Origin of the sequence: Flagellimonas sp. MMG031, from assembly GCF_040112705.1 — a bacterium.
Classification (GTDB): domain Bacteria; phylum Bacteroidota; class Bacteroidia; order Flavobacteriales; family Flavobacteriaceae; genus Flagellimonas.
On the sequence record NZ_CP157804.1, the window covers coordinates 593,077 to 611,317 of the forward strand.

Consider the following 18,241-nt stretch of genomic DNA (forward strand, 5'->3'; position numbering starts at 1 on the left):
TTTTTATGACTACCCTATCAAAGACTTAACAGCTATTTCCATGTATTTCAAAACTTAACTCACAACAAGTTGTCCCTATGGAAATGTGCTCTAATAAAAGAGGCCGAAGAAAATTTTTCCTTCGGCCTCTTTTTGAACATGCCATTAATTTGAACACAATGATTGGGCATACTCTTTAGGCGTTAATCCTTCGGCCCCTAAAAGCTTGGGGTCTGTTGTTGTTGTAGAACCGGCAACGGATAGTGTCCAAGTGCCGTCAGCGTTATCGCATACTTCCACTTTATTTCCTTGAAGAGTACAAGATTCACATTCTTTGGTTGGTTTATCGTCATCTTTAGAGCACGCTGTAATTAAAGTTGCAACAATAAGGGTTGTCAGTACTAGTTTTTTCATTTTTAAAGAAATCTATTTGGTTTATAATTCGCCAAAATAGCTATGTCCAAACTTTTATTTGCCCCTTAATTGACAAATGACCCCTTTGAATTGATCAATGCCCCATATGAATTGACGAATGCATTTACAGATTTTTTCTTGTGGCTTTTTTATTACATCGCATGGTGTTAATCCTTATAGCGGTCTTTTCTTGGTCCTAATTTTCCACAAAAAGTCTAGCTATTGACATAATTATCAAACAGCCATTAAGGAGTGAATCTCATATTAAGAAGAAATCGGCTGTTTGTGGCAAAATTGTTTCAAGTATTGATTAACAAGTCCATAAGCCCGATACAATGGTTGAATTTTCTTGGTGTGTACTTTTTTGGTTCACAAAAATCTTGCTAAAAGGTCGTGGGAGTCTGTTTCGCAAAAAAAAACTTTCGTAGTAACGCTTCTTTCGAAAATTTTCTACCCTAAGAAAACCCGTAAAGAAACCAATATTTATTCTTCAAAGAAAGCTACGGTGGAGTATTAATAGCTTTAATTGGTTAGCCCGTTTCATTCTTCATTTTCATCATTCTCATCTTCTTGGGTTTCGTCATTTTCCAATATTTTGCCTAGGTACACCAGCTTGTAGCCTTCCCCTTTGGGTGTAAAGTCCTTGCTGTTTGCAGGGATGATCTCGATACTGCCATCTGGGGATTTGGTAAATAAGGGAACAATATCGCGGTCTTCGTAGGTTATATCGATAAGCTTGTCATAATGTTCTTTGTCCTCCAGTTCGATTTCGTGGATGGTAGGATGCTTGCGAACCGTGTCCATTAACTGGATAAAATCGTCCGTGTGTGAAAATAGCCCTTCCTTCGGATTGTTATCAGGGTCATTTACTTCCTCAGTGTTCACCAAGCGGAAAGCTCCATTTTCACCAAATTGTCGTTGGAATTTTTTGATGGCAAATTTGTTGATGTCCGAATTGCCGGTCAATGCCATCAAATAACCCATATCGTTCAGTTCGATGTTATCCGTTAGCGTATCGGAAAAAATATTGGCCGTTATGGCTTCCAACCCCAATTTTTTGGCCTTGTCCACATTGTTTTGGTTGTTGTCTATCAACACCACGTGCCTGTTGTTCTTTCTAAGGTAGTTCCCTATCAATCTCGAGAGTCTGGAAGCACCGATAATCAATATACCTTCCGATTTCTTCAAAAACACACCCACCAATTTTGCAAATACACGGGCGGTGGTCGCATTCAACAGTACCGTTCCCAACACGATCATGAATACCAAAGGGGTAATATATTCGGCTCCGGGTTCGCCCCGTTGCATCAGTTTTGAACCAAAAAGGGAAGCAATACCGGCCGCAACGATTCCTCGAGGCCCTACCCAACCGATAAAGAGTTTTTCGTTGAACTTTAAATTGGACCCTTGCGAACTCAAGAACACCCCTATGGGCCTTATGAGAAAAACAATGACCGCAAAAAGGATGACTGTGTTCCAATTGTAAATCAACTCCATATCACTGATATTGATATTGGCCGCCAGCAGGATAAAGAGAATGGAAATCAAAAGTACGCTCAATGATTCCTTAAAATAGAGCAATTCTTTTAGGTTCGGCAAGTTCATATTGCCCATCACCATACCCATGACCACAACGGCCAATAGTCCCGATTCGTGCGCAAACAGGTCCGATTCCACATACACCAATAGTACTGTTGACAGGGAAACCACGTTCAGCAAATAATGCGGAATAAAATCCCTTTTGATGGCAAAGGCCAACGCATGCGCAAAGGTGAATCCGAAGGTGGTCCCAAAAAGGATAATCTTTCCAAACTCCACCAAAGCGGTCTGGGTAAAGGCCTGCCCCTCTCCCACACTGATAAACTCAAAAACCAATACCGCAACCAACGCTCCGATAGGGTCGATTAGGATACCTTCCCACTTTAAAACGGCAGAGACATCCTTTTTTAAGGGAATGTTCCTTAAAATCGGGGTAATTACCGTCGGGCCGGTTACAATGATCAGACCGGAGAACAAAAAGGAAATCTGCCATGAGAGGCCAAAAATATAATGGGCCGCAACACCGGCGCCAAAAAAGGTAACGATGGTACCAACGGTGATCAGCTTGGTAATCACGGGCCCCACATTGGATATTTCAGCTCTCTTGAGCGTTAGGCCACCTTCAAAAAGGATGACGCTAATGGCCAGCGAAACAAAGGAATAGAGCCCTTCCCCGGGGAACAGGCCCTTTTCGCCGTTCCAGATAGGTTCTATCAATTTTGATCCGTCTTCCGTATATAGGGTGGCAATAGGCCCTACCAACAAACCAATCAATATCAAGGGCAAAATTGCGGGCAATTTAAATCGCCAGGCCACCCATTGTGCAATAATTCCAAGAATTATGATTCCTGCAAGTTCGAGCATGGTCTAAGTTTTGTGGAAATTTACTGTTTTTCTTTTAGATATTGACCCTTTGCCCAACGCTCTACTGTTTCCCGCCGCCAATCGCTTGATCGTTTTGGGAACGACATTCATTTTTGGCCTTTACTGGTCGCTTTTTTGTTAAATTACGGCCAATATATCTTTATTTTTTCGGCATTTGGGGCGTGCTTTTCTTATTTTGCAGCCCATTTTACTTTCAGAATGACAATTTATCCCATTGAGACCGGTAATTTTAAGTTGGATGGCGGAGCCATGTTCGGTGTGGTGCCCAAATCCATTTGGAACAGGACCAATCCTGCCGACCAAAACAATATGATCGATTTGGCCGCCCGCTGCCTATTGATTGAGGATGGCGATCGACTTATTTTGATCGACAACGGTCTTGGGAACAAACAATCGGAGAAGTTTTTTAGCTATTACTATCTCTGGGGAGATCAAACATTGGACAGATCATTGGAAAAAGTGGGCTTCCACCGTGATGATGTCACCGATGTTTTTTTGACCCACCTTCACTTTGATCACTGTGGGGGCAGTATCCAATGGAACAAAGACCGAACAGGCTATGAACCTGCTTTTAAAAATGCCAAATTTTGGACCAACAAGGACCACTGGGAATGGGCCACCAAACCCAACGCCCGTGAAAAAGCTTCTTTTTTAAAGGAAAACCTTTTGCCCATGCAAGAGAGCGGCCAGCTCCATTTTGTGGACCGAAATGATGGTTCATTCCTAGAAAAATCCGAACTCGGTTTTGGCATCCACTTTGTGGATGGGCATACCGATAAGCAAATGTTGCCCCACCTCCAATACCAAGGTAAAACCCTTGTGTTTGTTGCCGATTTGATTCCAACCGTCGGTCACATTCCCCTACCCTACGTCATGGGCTACGATACCCGGCCATTATTGACACTGGAGGAAAAAAGCCGCTTTTTGAATCAAGCTGTTGAAAATGATTGGTTGTTGCTTTTTGAGCACGATGCCCACAATCAAATCTGCTCCTTGCAGCAAACGGAAAAGGGGGCGCGCCTCGATCAAGTCTTTACGTATCAAGAATTATTCAATACACCGTAACTCTTTTTTATTCCTAAACAATTTATGAATTGCACATATAACAAACTATCGTTCCTTTCGCTTTCTGCGGCCCTTATTTTGATGGGTTGTGGATCAACCACATTGGTTTCCACCCCTGTGGAGAACATCGATGCCGTTCCTTTAAAGGTTTCAGAGCTTACCGAAGCAGAAAAAAAGCATTGGGGACACCTAGACCTAATCCAAGACACCATTCCCGGAATGAGTGTGGACAGGGCCTACAATGAAATTATCAAAAACAAAAAAGGAAAAACCGTAGTGGTCGCCGTTCTGGATTCAGGGATGGATTTGGACCACGAAGATCTAAAGGGTGTGCTTTGGACCAATTCCGATGAAACTCCCAACAACGGGAAGGACGACGACGGCAATGGTTATGTGGACGATATTCACGGCTATAATTTTCTTGGGGATTCCTATAATGAGCAATTGGAATATGTGCGTATGCTCCGCCTGAACATTGGTGATGCCTCACAAAGAGCAGAAGCGAGGCTTCTTTTGGATAAGAAATACCCTGAAGCCCTTCAAAACAAGCAGCAATACGAACAAATTTTTCAAGTGGTCAAAGGAGCCGACCAACTTGTCCAAGACGAACTTGGTAAAGAAACCTATACCAAGGAAGATTTACTTTCCATTGAACCCAAGACCGCCCAAATGGAGCAAAGTGTTGCCGTGTTGACACAGATGTTCACCTATGGGGATAGTATTTCCGAAGTGTTGGAAGAACTTGAAGAAGGAATTACCTATTTTACCGAGCAAGTCAACTATAATCTGAACAAGGACTTTAACGGTAGGGCTCCCGTGGGCGATGACCCTTACGACATTACCGATGTGCCCTATGGCAACGGAAACCCGGACAACCAAGTAGAGAGCGAAAGCCATGGTACGCACGTAGCGGGTATTATTGCCGCACAGCGAAACAACGGAATCGGTGTAAACGGCGTCGCCAAAAATGTGGAACTCATGAGTATTCGTGCGGTGCCAAACGGGGACGAATACGATAAGGATATCGCTTTAGGTATCCGATACGCAGTAGACAATGGTGCTTCCATCATCAATTGTAGTTTTGGAAAATCCTTCTCCCCAAAAGCAGAATGGGTCTATGAGGCCATCAAATATGCCGCCTCCAAGGACGTATTGATTGTTCATGCAGCTGGTAACGATGGAGAGAACCTAGAACTTCCGGAAAACAGAAATTATCCCAATGATGACATGGACACCGAAACGGAGTTTGTGGATAACTTGATTACCGTTGGGGCCCTTTCCAGTAACTATGGCTCCGAAATGGTTGCCTCTTTTTCCAATTATGGCAGTCAACGGGTGGACGTTTTTGCCCCGGGTGCAGAGATTTACTCTACCATGCCCAACAGTGCATACGAATTTCAAGGAGGGACTTCCATGGCAGCACCTGCCGTGGCCGGTGTAGCGGCCTTGATTCGCTCGTACTATCCCGACCTGTCGGCATCACAAGTAAAAAACATTATCATGGAATCCGGTCTAAGGACCAAAACCTCCGTAATTGTGGCCGGTGACGAAACCAAAGCCACCACTTTTGATAAAATTTCCAAATCGGGCAAAATGGTGAATGCCTACAATGCCTTAATTTTAGCAAACAACGTCTCAAACGGCAAAATGACCTTGGACAGTAATTCAAAATAATTTATGAAACGTTTACGAGTATTTCTTTTTTTAGCCCTTTTAGGGAGCAGTCTTTTTTTGAGTGCCCAAAATACGGGCTACTGGCAACAACATGTAGATTACACCATGGATGTGAACATGGATGTGGAAACCTACCAGTACAAAGGGACCCAAAAATTGGTCTACACCAATAACTCTCCTGATCAATTGGACCGCGTTTTCTATCATTTGTACTACAATGCCTTTCAGCCTGGTAGTGAAATGGACATTAGGCTGCAAAACATCAAAGATCCCGATAAAAGAATGATGGAAGATGGCAAAAGTAGAATTGCTTCGCTTTCCGAAAGTGAAATGGGCTACTTGCACGCTACATCCCTTACCCAAGATGGCCAGCCTGTTACTTTTACGGAAGAAGGGACGATTTTGGTAGTGAATTTGGCACAACCCATTCCTCCTGGAGGAAAAACTACTTTTGATATGACTTTTGAAGGTCAGGTTCCGTTGCAGATCAGACGTTCTGGAAGAAACAGCAGGGAAAACGTAGCGCTATCCATGAGCCAATGGTATCCCAAACTTTCCGAATATGATTTTGAGGGGTGGCATCCCAACCCGTACATAGCCCGCGAGTTCCATGGGGTTTGGGGTGATTTTGATGTCAAAATTACTTTGGACAAGGACTACACGGTTGGAGGTTCTGGATATCTTCAGAATCCACAAGAAATCGGTCACGGGTATGAAGCCCCCGGCACTAAGGTAAAAACGAAGGGAAAAACATTGACCTGGCACTTTAAAGCGCCCAACGTCCATGATTTTATGTGGGCGGCCGACCCAGAGTACATTCACGATACGTACGAAATGGAAGATGGGCCAACTCTACATTTCTTTTACAAGGACAATCCAGAATTCAACGAAAACTGGAAAAAACTTCAGCCCAAAACAGCTGCGGCCATGAAATTTTTTAGCGACAACGTCGGGAAGTACCCCTACGAACAATATTCTGTGGTTCAAGGAGGCGATGGCGGTATGGAATATGCCATGAGCACCTTGATCACCGGTGAACGCGAATTTGGCAGCTTGGTTGGGGTAATGGTGCACGAAATGGCGCACTCTTGGTTCCAGCACGTACTGGCTACCAATGAATCCGAGCACGAATGGATGGATGAGGGTTTCACCTCTTTTATCAGTAGTTTGTGTATGAACCAGATTATGGAGCAGAACAAGGAGAACCCTTTTGAAGGCTCCTACAGAGGGTACTACGCTTTGGTAAACTCTGGCCTGGAAATGCCACAAGCGACGCATGCGGACAGGTATACCACCAACTTCGCCTACGGTGTTTCGGCCTACAGCAAAGGATCCATTTTCCTTTCGCAATTGGGCTATGTTATTGGGCAAGACAAGCTTATGGAAACCATTCAAAAATACTTTGAGGATTTCAAGTTCAAGCACCCTGTGCCCAATGACATCAAAAGGACCGCAGAAAAAGTGTCCGGAATGGAGCTTAACTGGTACCTTAAAGATTGGACCCAGACCACCAATACCATCGATTACGGAATCAAAAGTGTGGAGGCTGATGGAGAAAATACTAAAGTGACCATGGAGCGCATTGGCGAAATGCCCATGCCTTTGGATATTTTGATAGTGGGCAAGGACGGCACCCAACAAACCTATTACGTTCCCTTGCGCATGATGTTCGGGGAAAAAGACAACCCATATCCTAATTTAAAGCGCACTGTTTTGGAGGATTGGCCTTGGGCATATCCTACCTATGTGTTTACCTTGGATATGCCGATGGAGAACGTGCAGGCCATTATGATCGACCCATCCCAGTTGATGGCCGATGTTAATGGAGAAAACAACGTTTACCAAGCTGAGGAGTAGCCCTCACGAATGGAAGAATCTTGAAGGGCGGCCATTGTGCCGCCCTTTTTTTATCTATCATGAACAACTGTCCCCTTGAGGGGACCTTAGGGGTGTTACATGAACAATTATTCTTGATATATTTGGGTTCGTTCGTATGAAAAACAAGATTATTCCATATAATCCCAAGTTAAAAGAATTTGCAAGGCAACTGCGTAAAAACAGTACGCTCTCCGAGGTCCTTCTTTGGGAAAAACTAAAGCAACGTTCAATGGGGGTTCAATTTCATCGACAGGTTCCTTTACTTGAATATATTGTTGATTTTTATTGCCACGAATTACAGCTTGCCATAGAAATTGACGGGGTTTCGCATGATTTCAAATATGACAAGGATCAACAAAGAGAACATCAACTAGAAAAAGTCGGCGTACATTTGCTCAGGTTGCAGGATCAGGAAGTTAAAAGCAATATGTTCAGTGTTTTGATGAGCATAAAAGAAACGATAGCTCAAATGCAACACAAAGACCCTAATTTGAATGCAGAAAAAACACCCCTAAAGTCCCCTCAAGGGGACAATTCCTTTCCCAAAAAGGAGAAGCTCACCCATAAAACCATTTTTGAAAAGCTTTTTTCCGAAGGAAAAACACTGAAGGAGTTTCCCGTCAAACTGATATACCTCAACACCTCTTTTCCTGATGCTGTCCCGGTGAAGGTGGCCGTGGTGGCACCAAAGAAAAAATTCAAAAAAGCCGTGGAACGCAACCGTATCAAACGCCTGTTACGTGAGGCGTACAGGCTCAACAAGCCCCTCATTTTTAACAACATTGAGGGAAATTATGCGTTCATATTTTTATACCTTGGCAAGAAAGACCCCGATTTTAGGCAGGTCGAAATTGCTATGAAAACGCTGTTAAAGGCATTTGTAAACAAAGAATTCCATGAAAAGATTGATTAAGAAGCAGTTGATGATTCCCATGTTGGCCGTAGTCGTTTTGGTGGGTGCCAGCGGTTTTAAGAGTGACTTTTTTGAGATTGCCAAGCAAATAGAAATTTTTACAACGCTCTTTAAAGAGCTGAACATGAACTATGTGGATGAGACCAATCCAGCTGCGCTGATGGATTCCGCCATAAAGAACATGTTGGAAGAACTAGATCCCTATACCCAGTTTTTGAACGAACAGGATGTGGAATCCTACCGTATCAATAATGCTGGTGAATACTCCGGTATTGGGGCCTTGGTGCGGACCAGTGACAGAAAATTGGTTGTCGTTGAAACCTATCAAGGCTATGCGGCAGACAAGGCCGGGCTAAAAGCTGGGGACGAAATCATTAAAATTGGGGAGACCAACGTTGCCGATTTTGACGACAACGCCGGAGAACTGCTCAAGGGCGCCAACAACTCCACGGTCGATGTTACATTTCTAAGACAGGGAAAAACCCAAACCGCCACAATCACCCGCGAAGGGGTTGAGGTCGATGCCGTGCCGTTTTACGACATGATCGACGAAAAAACTGGGTACATTGTGCTTTCCCGTTTTAATCGCAAGGCGTCCAAACAAACCCAATCCGCGATGCAAGACCTCAAGGGCAAAGGAGCGGAACGTTTGATTTTGGACCTTAGGGGCAATCCCGGAGGCCTGCTTTCGGAAGCTATTAATGTGACCAATCTTTTTGTGCCCAAAGGCGAATTGATCGTGACCACAAAATCCAAAGTCAAAAAATTTAATCAGGAATACCGAACCAAAAACCAGCCAGAAGATGAGGAAATTCCGTTGGTAGTATTGGTGGATGGCAAAAGTGCCTCGGCCAGTGAAATTGTTTCCGGTGGATTACAGGACTTGGACCGCGCTGTAATCGTGGGTGCACAAAGTTTTGGAAAGGGACTGGTGCAACGCCCGTTAAAATTGACCTACGGAACACAATTGAAAGTGACCATCTCCAGGTATTACACGCCATCCGGAAGGTGCATACAATCCTTGGATTATTGGAATCGAGATAAAGAAGGCAATGCGGTTCGAAATACCGAGTTTAATGAGTTTACCACCAGAAATGGCCGAAAGGTCTGGGATGGTGGAGGCATCATGCCCGATGTGACCATCGAATCCCTTAGAACCAACTCCTTAATAGACGCTTTGGAGCAAAACCAGCTGGTTTTTGATTTTGCTACGGATTATTTCTATGCCCACGATTTCAATTCGGTGGACAATTTCCGTTTCTCCGATAGCGATTATTCTGAATTCAAAAGCTTTGTGAAATCGGAAAACTTCACCTTTCAGACGGAAACAGAAAAGATTTTGGAAGAATCTATCAATACGGACGATACGTTATTGGGCTCCGAAGTCCAGGAAAAGTACAAAGATCTACTCTTAGCGGTTAACCGTGGTAAAATTTCGGCCTTGGACAGCTATCAAAAGGAAATCACCAAAAAGCTGGAGGACGAGATCATCACCCGATATTTTTATCGCGAAGGCCTGTACAAATATTATCTGAACCACGACGATGCCATCTTGACGGCCAAAGAGCTCTTGGCCGACTCCCAAAAATATGCCAGTATTTTGAGGTAGTTTTTGTGAGGTTTTTGATAGCCTGAATTCTTCATCCGTCAATTCAAAACCACCATCCGTCAATTCAAAACCATCAACCGTCAATTGGTGGGCTAAACTTTTCCTTGGGCGTCATATCTTAACTGAAAATTTTGCATATGACCTACACTGTGCTCACCTTGTCCTTGATCGGCCTTGTTCTTTTTTATTGGTTGTACAATTTGATGAGCAATTGTTTCTCAAGGGCCTTCTGCATTGTACGTAATCGGAGAAGCGGATCCGTTACCAAAGAAGCCTCCATCATAACCGTAACTACCATTAAAGGCGGAAAAAAACCATTACTGGAGCTGTTGTTGCTGTTCGAGAATTTTTCCGGTCATCATATACACCGAAAAATTCGGGTATGGGACACCAAACCCCATTTGCGACGGTTTGAAACAGATAAAACCATCGAAATTGGCCTCAATATTGCCCGAAAACCCAAAAATCCCATCTTCCTTTCCCAAAAACCCTGTCGGTTTTCATTTGTATTTGTCATCATCTGCAGCCTAAAAATCATTGTTTATGTGATTGGGAGCTATATCTTGATGGGCGAGGCTATGGAACGGATTTTCGCTGCACCGAATACCTACGAGCAACTCTTTAAAACGTCGTATACTTGGCAAATTGGACTGACGCTCATTGTCGTGAGCATCTTCCTCTATCTGTTATTGCAAAAGATTGGGGTTTTGGTGGATAAAAAATCCTTGGAATACAACTGGAATCTCTTGTTCTATGGCGTTGGGGCGACGGCAACAGTATCAGCCCGGAAAAATACGGGAACCTTGGTCAAGGCAGAACCTGTTTTTGATTTTTCCTATTTATTTAGGTCCCAAAATGGGGAGAAAATCAAAGGAAATGATAAAAAAATAGCGGAAAATGCCCAGTCTGCTGAAGAAATGGACCATGTAGAGGTAATGTACCTCCCCGGAAATCCCGATGCTTCCAGAATCACCGAAAATTTGGAAAATCAAGATTTTTCGCGATTCTTGAATACCATCTTTATGATTGTGGTCTTTATTTTTTCCGTCGTATTCCTGCTATCTTTTTACCAAACCGTCTTTGATTCATCCATTAATGGTTAAAAAAGAGGGAATAAATTCTATTTTTGGGCATGCAACAACTTAAAGTGTGTGAACTTTTTGCAGGGGTTGGCGGTTTTCGCCTTGGTCTGGAACGCACCAAACGTTTCAAAGTGGTCTGGAGCAACCAATGGGAGCCTTCCACCAAAATGCAGCACGCTTCCTTGGTCTACGAAGCTCGGTTTGGCAAGGAAAACCATTGCAATGCGAATATCGAGACCGTGAAAACCGAAGAAATCCCAGACCATGATATGTTGGTCGGAGGCTTTCCTTGTCAGGATTACTCGGTGGCCACTTCCCTGAAAAACTCCAAGGGGCTTATTGGTAAAAAGGGGGTTCTTTGGTGGTCCATTCACCGTATACTTTCCGAAAAGAAAAACAAGCCAAATTATCTGTTTTTGGAAAATGTGGACCGCCTTTTAAAATCGCCTTCCACACAACGTGGGCGGGATTTTGCAGTGATGTTGCGTAGCCTGTCGGATTTGGGCTATGCCGTGGAATGGCGCGTAATCAATGCGGCCGAGTATGGAATGCCTCAGCGCCGAAGGCGCGTTTTTTTTCTGGCATATTTTAAGGGGTCCAAAATCCATCAAAAAATGAAAAATTCGCATCCTGAAGATTGGATGCTTCGCGATGGTATTTTCTCCGAGGCCTTTCCCGTTGCTCCAACCCATCAAAAAGCTGTTGTGTTCGATTTGGAAGAAGATTTGGTGGATGTATCCTCCAATTTCAATAGTGAAAAGGGACTATCTCCTTTCCTGAATACCGGAATCTGTGTAGATGGCAAGGTAACTACCTTAACCACCTCCGCTTCTTACGATGGAAATAGAACGACGTTATCGGATATTTTGGAGCAGGGTAACATTCCTTCCGAATATTATATTGATGAGGCCGATTTGCCCAAATGGGATTATTTAAAAGGCTCCAAAAAAGAAATACGCAAGACCAAAGCTGGTTTTGAATACCATTATAGCGAGGGAAGCATGGTCTTCCCTGATGCTCTTGATCAACCTTCCAGAACTATTATAACCGGTGAGGGCGGGAAATCCCCTTCGCGGTTTAAGCACGTGGTCCAAACCTCCAAGGGACTGCGAAGACTCTTACCTGTTGAATTGGAAAGGTTGAACATGTTTCCGGACCATCATACCCAATTGGAGGGCATTTCGGATGCCAAACGCGCCTTTTTTATGGGCAACGCCTTGGTGGTGGGCATTGTGGAAAAGATTGGTGCTTCCCTGTTCCGGAAAATTAACCACCTTGAAAAGCAACTTCAAAGCTGACCTATCCAAAGAACTACGATTAAGCTCCTTACTGGACACCTATTACCAAAAACACCTCAAAAGATATGATTTTGAGCGTGTTTCGGAACTCAAAAAACAGTTACAGGGAATCGATTTGATTTTAAAGGACAAACAGTCGGGGCATTTCTTCTTTGTGGACGAAAAAGCCCAATTGGACTATATCAACGAAAGTTTGCCCACTTTTGCCTTTGAGCTCTTTTACTCAAAAAACGGGGTGCAAAAGCAGGGCTGGCTCTTCGATGTTTCCAAAAAGACCCATTTTTATGCATTGGTCACCAGCATTTATTCGGATGAAGCTGATGTATTCACCAGTTGTAACATCACTTTTGTAAATCGGGAAAAACTGATTTTGCGTTTACATGAACTGGGTCTAAACCAATCTTTCTTAGAGGAATTAGCCCTTGATCACAAAGAGGTGAATGGAAAGTTGGTGCTGGAGGGTCTTGATCCCAAGAAAGAGGGCTATCTATATTTTTCCAGTACAAACAAAGTGGAAAAGCCAGTGAATCTTATTCTAAGACTTGAATTTTTGAATCGAATTGGAGTGGCGAAGAGGTTAATTTGAATTCACTTCTTCAACATTCTTCGATGCGGAATGCCATCTTCCAAATATTCTTCGCCAAAGGCAGAAAAACCAAGATCTGTATAAAACTTTAATAAATAGGATTGTGCAGAAATTTCTATGGGTTTGTTGGGAAACCGTTGATCAATAGCTGCCATCGTTGCCAACATAATCTGTTTGCCCAAGCCGTATTTTCGTTGATCTTGACATACCACCACCCTGCCGATACTGACATTCTTAAAATAATCGCCCGGTTTAAAAACCCGGGTATAAGCAACTACTTCATCTTCTTTCAAGCCTATGACATGGAGTGCTTTTTGGTCCTTATTGTCCACATCTTGGTACACACAGTCCTGCTCCACTACAAAGACCTCACTGCGGAGGCGTAGAATTTGATAGAGCTCATGAATGCTGAGTTCATCGAATGTTTTTATGGATACTTGCATCAATCTTGGACTATTACGCTTTTGGAATCACATTTATCAAACTCTGGCTGTATGTTCACATGGTTGATACCGTGCTTATGATACACATGTTCTTCTATTTTTTCGAGAATGGCATCAAATTCCGACAGTCGTATGTCTTCCTTAAAATCGATATGGGCTTCCATGTGCACTTCTTCCTCATTGAGCTGCCAAATATGAACATGGTGGACATTTTTCACAGGTTCAATGGTACAAATGGATTCCACGATATCTTGGATCACTACTGATTTCGGTGTAAATAACATCAATACTTTGGTGGATTCCTTCAACAAATCATAACCCATATAAATCAAATAGACCCCAATAATCATGGTGAGGATGGCATCTACCCAATATACCTGGAAATATTTCATCAGAATACCACCTATCAACACAGCCACGGAGGCCATCATATCGGTAAGCAAATGCAAATAGGCGGATTTCATGTTCATATTGTGGTTTGAATCCTTTTTAAGGAGCAATACACTGAATCCGTTTCCAACTATGGCTATCAATGCCAACCAAATAACCAAGTTGGATTCAATTTCTTGTGGTTGCATCAACCGTTCCACAGCCTCTTTCATTAAAATAATGGCAACGACCACCAAAGTCGCCGCATTAATGAAAGCAGCCAAAATTTCTGCTCGCTTGTACCCGAAAGTTTTAAGGCTGGATGCTTGACGCTGCCCCAATCTACGGGCACCATAACTAATCACCAAGCTAAGTACATCGCTAAAATTATGCAGTGCATCGGACAGCAGTGCCAAACTTCCCGACAGCAATCCACCCACAATTTGAGCCAGGGTGATACCTATGTTCAAAAAGATGGAAATAAGCAGATTCCTTCCCTTTAAATCGGGATGTGCGTGGGAATGTGAATGTCCATGATGGTGATGGTGACCCATAGGGGTTTATCTACAAGGTATTTTTTCTATTCTACGCTCATGTCTGCCTCCTTGGAACTCGGTATTCAAAAAGGTCTGTACCATATCAAGGGCTTGTGGTAAAGCAATAAACCGAGCTGGCAGGCTTAAAATATTGGCGTCGTTATGTTCCCTGGCCAACTCTGTAATTTCTTTGTTCCAACAAAGCGCTCCGCGAACGCCTTGGTGTTTATTAATGGTCATGGTAGCGCCATTACCACTACCACAAATAACAATGCCAAAATCGACATTGCCTTCTTCCACATCTTGTGCAACGGGGTGCACAAAATCAGGATAATCCACACTATCGGTACCGTCGGTGCCGTAGTTAACAACTTCAATTCCCTTAGATTTGAGAAGACCTATAATCGCTAGTTTATAATCCGTACCAGCATGGTCATTTCCAATGGCTATTTTCATGGTGTTCATTTAAAAATGGGTATGTCACAAAGGTACGATTTCTTTTCCTGTTGGGCTGTTTATAAAATCATCCAGATTTCTGCATTTCACTAGAAAACAACTGCTTACCGAAAACAAGGTTTTGTTAATTAATTACAGAAAACTAATGGTAATGAAATTTTGTAATGACGAAAAAATAAACCATTAGGAAATAAGATTTAATGTTGGGGTAATATTCCATTAAAAATTAATCAACCTAAATCAACGCTTTTTGGAAGGTAATTAACATTAAAAATACATTAACTTTTCAATAAATTGATGTTGATAACGGTTATTAAAATCGGTGTACAAAAAATCTAATCCCTTGATTTTTAAATTTATTCTGTTCTGACAAATTGTGAACAAAATTTTTAATCGGTTCAAAGCAACTTTTTGGTAAAAATTTTATTCCACATTTCAACGATCCATCATCATCACCATTTTTATAAATTTTAAAAAAGAAGAAAAGAGATAGTATTGATTATTGTTGATAAAGTTCACTTTGTTTTGGATTACTCTTCCTTTCTTTGTTGCTCAAGAATTATAATTCGTATTTTTCAAAAAAATAAGGACGTTAATGTCAAAGAAAAAGAAGAGGGCAAGCAGTCAGCGAAAGAACGAGATAACCAAGGGCATTTTCACCGTATTGGAAAAAGAACCTTCCAAGACCTTCAATTACAAGCAGATAGCTTCTAAATTAGGGATTACAGATACGCAGGATAGAAACCTTTTGATCAAACGATTGGGACAGTTAAAGGCCAGTGACCGTATTGTGGAACCGGAAAGAGGCAAGTATCAAAAGAAACCATCGCTCCATACATACTTTACCGGAAGGGTAGATCTTACCAGTAGTGGCAATGCCTATATTGTGGTCGATGAGCTGGAGGACGATATTTTTGTGTCCAATAATAACCTCAACAAAGCATTCCATGGCGATACGGTAGAGGTATTCATAAAACCGAGGCGCAAGAGCAAGAAAATGGAGGGTGAAATCTCCAGGGTACTGGAAAGAAAGAAAACCTCTTACGTGGGTATTGTGGACAAGCAAAAACGTTTTGCTTTTGTTCGCCCCACCGATTCCAGAATGTATACCGATATTTTTATCCCGCCGGAAAAGCTGAAAAAGGCCAACGATGGAGACAAGGTTTTGGTCAATTTGGGCGATTGGCCCGATGACGCCGATTCCCCGTATGGTGAAATTGTGGAGGTGTTGGGGAGACCCGGCGAACATAATACGGAAATCCATTCCATTTTGGCGGAATATGGACTTCCCCATGAATTTCCTTATGAGGTGGAACAGTACGCCAAAACATTGGATACCAGTATAAAGGAATCGGAAATCGCTAAGCGAAGGGATATGCGCGATGTATTGACCTTTACCATTGATCCCAAGGATGCCAAGGATTTTGATGATGCACTTTCTTTTCAAAAATTGGAAAACGGCAATTATGAAATAGGCATCCATATCGCGGATGTTTCCCATTATGTGCAGCCCGATACCATTTTGGAAGAAGAGGCTTACGATAGGGCTACATCGGTATATTTGGTGGACCGTGTGGTTCCCATGCTCCCGGAAGTGTTGTCCAACCAAGCCTGTTCGTTGCGTCCCAACGAGGAAAAATATACCTTTTCGGCCGTTTTTGAGATGAATGATAAGGCCCAGTTGGTCAAACAATGGTTTGGTAGAACCTCTATCAATTCCAACGAGCGTTTTGCCTATGAGGAAGCGCAGCACATTATTGAGACAAAACAGCATCAAATTCCAAAAGAAATTTCCATTCGAGGAAAGGCATATTCTGTTTCGGATGACATCGTTGAAGCCGTTCTCACTTTTGATCGGTTGGCAAAGATCATGCGAAAGGCACGTATGGATGCTGGAGCCATTTCTTTTGATAAGATTGAGGTGAAATTCAACCTTTCGGAGGACAATGAACCCGTAGGTGTGTTTTTCAAAGAGTCCAAGGATGCCAATAAATTGATCGAGGAGTTTATGCTCTTGGCCAACAGAAAAGTGGCAGAGTTTATCGGGAAGCAGAAGAAAACCTTTGTGTACCGAGTGCATGATAAACCCGATGATGATAAATTAATGGCCCTGAACGGCGTTATTTCCAGATTTGGACATAGTATCAACCTAAAGGACCGAAAGACCATCAATCAGTCCCTAAATAAGTTGTTGGAGGACGTTAAGGGCAAAAAAGAACAGAATTTGGTGGATACCTTGGCCATACGAAGTATGAGCAAGGCTATTTATACCACTGAAAATATTGGCCATTATGGTCTTGGGTTTGACTACTACACCCATTTTACGTCTCCCATTCGACGATATCCGGATGTGATGGTGCACCGATTGCTACAGCATTATCTAGATAAGGAAAAGACACCAAAAGCTACGTTTTACGAGGAAAAATGCAAGCATTCTTCCGATATGGAGCTATTGGCCGCGAATGCGGAAAGGGATTCCATCAAGTACATGCAGATCAAGTTTATGGAAGACCATAAGGACCAAGAGTTCTTAGGGGTGATTTCCGGGGTCACCGAGTGGGGCATCTATGTGGAAATTGTGGAGAACAAATGTGAGGGCATGGTACGGATTAGGGATATCAAAGATGATTATTATGTTTTTGACGAACGCCAATATGCCATTATTGGGGAACGGACCAAACGAATGTACCAATTGGGAGATGAAGTGTACGTGATGGTGAAGAGTACCGATTTGATCAAAAGACATTTGGACTTTTCCTTGATCGGTAAAAAGAAATAATACTATTTTGGAACAAAGTTTGTTATCCTATTGAGAACCAAATTTTTATAACATGAGAATATGTACGATTGTTATGTTGTTCCTTTCACTGCAATACAGTGAAGCCCAGGATGCTACCATTACCCAAAACCTACAAAAGTTTACCGAAGTCAAGGGATTTGATGGAATTTCCATTAATTTAATCAAGTCCAACGAAAATAAAGCCGTGATTACGGGAGCCAACACCAGTAATGTGGCCATAGTCAACAATGAAGGTGTGTTGAAAATTCGAATGGAAATCGTTAAAATTTTCAGTGGATATAGAACCTATGTTGATCTGTACCATTCGGAAGAATTGGTGGTGATCGATGTGAATGAAGATGCCAGGATATCATCCGATCACACCTATGTGCAAGATGTTTTGGAACTGAAGGCACAGGAGGGTGGTGAATTGGAAATCAACTGTGAGGTGGACCAATTATTGATCAAGTCCATATCTGGAGGTAAAATATTCGCTGCAGGATTTTCCAACACCCAAGATGTGATCATCAATACGGGAGGTACATACAACGGTCGAACCTTTAAAACCAAATTTACCACGATAAGTGTGAACGCAGGGGGACATGCCGAAATCCATGCAACCGATTATGTAAAGGCCAATGTAAAAGCTGGTGGCGAAGTGCTGGTGTATGGAGATCCAAAGACCATGGATGAACGAACCCTCTTTGGCGGAAAAATAAAAAGAGTAGATTAAAAA

Annotated in this window: 15 protein-coding genes; 10 read left to right on the top strand and 5 right to left on the bottom strand. The window is 42.7% G+C overall.

Annotation, left to right across the window (positions count from 1 at the left end):
* Positions 1–144 precede the first annotated feature (144 nt).
* Together ABNE31_RS02635 and ABNE31_RS02640 are read right to left on the bottom strand one after the other, a co-directional pair.
* Positions 145–393, bottom strand: a complete 249-nt coding sequence (locus tag ABNE31_RS02635; protein WP_349352270.1) for a hypothetical protein — start codon at positions 391–393, stop codon at positions 145–147.
* Positions 394–933: 540 nt separating this feature from the next.
* The gene (locus tag ABNE31_RS02640) at positions 934–2,796 is read right to left on the bottom strand and encodes a sodium:proton antiporter (protein ID WP_349352271.1); all 1,863 of its coding nucleotides are present in this window, start codon (positions 2,794–2,796) and stop codon (positions 934–936) included.
* A 219-nt stretch (positions 2,797–3,015) separates the two neighbouring features.
* Here ABNE31_RS02640 and ABNE31_RS02645 point away from each other — a divergent pair, with 219 nt between their 5' ends.
* The 8 genes from ABNE31_RS02645 to ABNE31_RS02680 all read left to right on the top strand — a co-directional run bounded on the left by ABNE31_RS02645 (position 3,016) and on the right by ABNE31_RS02680 (position 12,922).
* Positions 3,016–3,882, top strand: coding sequence for an MBL fold metallo-hydrolase (locus tag ABNE31_RS02645; RefSeq protein ID WP_349352272.1), 867 nt, complete (start codon positions 3,016–3,018; stop codon positions 3,880–3,882).
* Between the two features lie 24 nt (positions 3,883–3,906).
* Positions 3,907–5,556: a S8 family peptidase gene (locus tag ABNE31_RS02650; RefSeq protein ID WP_349352273.1), complete on the top strand. Its 1,650-nt coding sequence runs from the start codon at positions 3,907–3,909 to the stop codon at positions 5,554–5,556.
* A 3-nt stretch (positions 5,557–5,559) separates the two neighbouring features.
* A complete protein-coding gene (locus tag ABNE31_RS02655) occupies positions 5,560–7,413 on the top strand; it encodes a M1 family metallopeptidase (RefSeq protein ID WP_349352274.1) in 1,854 nt (617 codons plus the stop codon).
* Between the two features lie 136 nt (positions 7,414–7,549).
* Positions 7,550–8,347, top strand: a complete 798-nt coding sequence (gene rnpA / locus ABNE31_RS02660) for a ribonuclease P protein component (RefSeq protein WP_349352275.1) — start codon at positions 7,550–7,552, stop codon at positions 8,345–8,347.
* Positions 8,331–9,956 (top strand): S41 family peptidase, encoded by a 1,626-nt coding sequence (locus ABNE31_RS02665; protein ID WP_349352276.1) that lies wholly within the window; start codon positions 8,331–8,333, stop codon positions 9,954–9,956. The genes rnpA and ABNE31_RS02665 overlap by 17 nt, the downstream gene beginning before the upstream one ends.
* 137 nt (positions 9,957–10,093) lie before the next feature.
* The gene (locus ABNE31_RS02670) at positions 10,094–11,059 is read left to right on the top strand and encodes a hypothetical protein (protein ID WP_349352277.1); all 966 of its coding nucleotides are present in this window, start codon (positions 10,094–10,096) and stop codon (positions 11,057–11,059) included.
* 29 nt (positions 11,060–11,088) lie between these two features.
* On the top strand, positions 11,089–12,336 hold the full coding sequence (gene dcm / locus ABNE31_RS02675; RefSeq protein ID WP_349352278.1) for a DNA (cytosine-5-)-methyltransferase: 1,248 nt from the start codon (positions 11,089–11,091) through the stop codon (positions 12,334–12,336).
* Complete coding sequence (locus tag ABNE31_RS02680) at positions 12,314–12,922, top strand: hypothetical protein (protein ID WP_349352279.1); 609 nt, start codon at positions 12,314–12,316, stop codon at positions 12,920–12,922. Before dcm ends, ABNE31_RS02680 begins: the two co-directional genes overlap by 23 nt.
* Before the next feature lie 2 nt (positions 12,923–12,924).
* On the opposite strand, the gene ABNE31_RS02685 is transcribed toward ABNE31_RS02680, so the two are convergent.
* The 3 genes from ABNE31_RS02685 to rpiB are packed head-to-tail and all read right to left on the bottom strand — an operon-like array spanning position 12,925 to position 14,726.
* Entirely contained in the window at positions 12,925–13,365 is a 441-nt protein-coding gene (locus tag ABNE31_RS02685) for a GNAT family N-acetyltransferase (protein WP_349352280.1), read from the bottom strand.
* Positions 13,365–14,288, bottom strand: coding sequence for a cation diffusion facilitator family transporter (locus ABNE31_RS02690; RefSeq protein ID WP_179383218.1), 924 nt, complete (start codon positions 14,286–14,288; stop codon positions 13,365–13,367). Before ABNE31_RS02690 ends, ABNE31_RS02685 begins: the two co-directional genes overlap by 1 nt.
* 6 nt (positions 14,289–14,294) lie before the next feature.
* Positions 14,295–14,726 carry a ribose 5-phosphate isomerase B gene (gene rpiB / locus ABNE31_RS02695; protein ID WP_179383219.1) on the bottom strand — a complete coding sequence of 144 codons (432 nt, stop codon included), beginning with the start codon at positions 14,724–14,726 and terminating at the stop codon, positions 14,295–14,297.
* A 595-nt stretch (positions 14,727–15,321) separates the two neighbouring features.
* Between rpiB and rnr the strand changes: the two genes are divergently transcribed.
* Together rnr and ABNE31_RS02705 are read left to right on the top strand one after the other, a co-directional pair.
* Complete coding sequence (rnr, locus tag ABNE31_RS02700) at positions 15,322–17,505, top strand: ribonuclease R (protein ID WP_349352281.1); 2,184 nt, start codon at positions 15,322–15,324, stop codon at positions 17,503–17,505.
* Between the two features lie 52 nt (positions 17,506–17,557).
* Positions 17,558–18,238 (top strand): head GIN domain-containing protein, encoded by a 681-nt coding sequence (locus tag ABNE31_RS02705; RefSeq protein ID WP_349352282.1) that lies wholly within the window; start codon positions 17,558–17,560, stop codon positions 18,236–18,238.
* The last annotated feature ends 3 nt before the right edge of the window (positions 18,239–18,241 follow it).

Coding starts and splice junctions, on each gene's coding strand:
- ABNE31_RS02635 (WP_349352270.1), bottom strand. CDS start 393: ATGAAAAAACTAGTACTGACAACCCTTATTGTTGCAACTTTAATTACA.
- ABNE31_RS02640 (WP_349352271.1), bottom strand. CDS start 2,796: ATGCTCGAACTTGCAGGAATCATAATTCTTGGAATTATTGCACAATGG.
- ABNE31_RS02645 (WP_349352272.1), top strand. CDS start 3,016: ATGACAATTTATCCCATTGAGACCGGTAATTTTAAGTTGGATGGCGGA.
- ABNE31_RS02650 (WP_349352273.1), top strand. CDS start 3,907: ATGAATTGCACATATAACAAACTATCGTTCCTTTCGCTTTCTGCGGCC.
- ABNE31_RS02655 (WP_349352274.1), top strand. CDS start 5,560: ATGAAACGTTTACGAGTATTTCTTTTTTTAGCCCTTTTAGGGAGCAGT.
- rnpA (WP_349352275.1), top strand. CDS start 7,550: ATGAAAAACAAGATTATTCCATATAATCCCAAGTTAAAAGAATTTGCA.
- ABNE31_RS02665 (WP_349352276.1), top strand. CDS start 8,331: ATGAAAAGATTGATTAAGAAGCAGTTGATGATTCCCATGTTGGCCGTA.
- ABNE31_RS02670 (WP_349352277.1), top strand. CDS start 10,094: ATGACCTACACTGTGCTCACCTTGTCCTTGATCGGCCTTGTTCTTTTT.
- dcm (WP_349352278.1), top strand. CDS start 11,089: ATGCAACAACTTAAAGTGTGTGAACTTTTTGCAGGGGTTGGCGGTTTT.
- ABNE31_RS02685 (WP_349352280.1), bottom strand. CDS start 13,365: ATGCAAGTATCCATAAAAACATTCGATGAACTCAGCATTCATGAGCTC.
- ABNE31_RS02690 (WP_179383218.1), bottom strand. CDS start 14,288: ATGGGTCACCATCACCATCATGGACATTCACATTCCCACGCACATCCC.
- rpiB (WP_179383219.1), bottom strand. CDS start 14,726: ATGAAAATAGCCATTGGAAATGACCATGCTGGTACGGATTATAAACTA.
- rnr (WP_349352281.1), top strand. CDS start 15,322: ATGTCAAAGAAAAAGAAGAGGGCAAGCAGTCAGCGAAAGAACGAGATA.
- ABNE31_RS02705 (WP_349352282.1), top strand. CDS start 17,558: ATGAGAATATGTACGATTGTTATGTTGTTCCTTTCACTGCAATACAGT.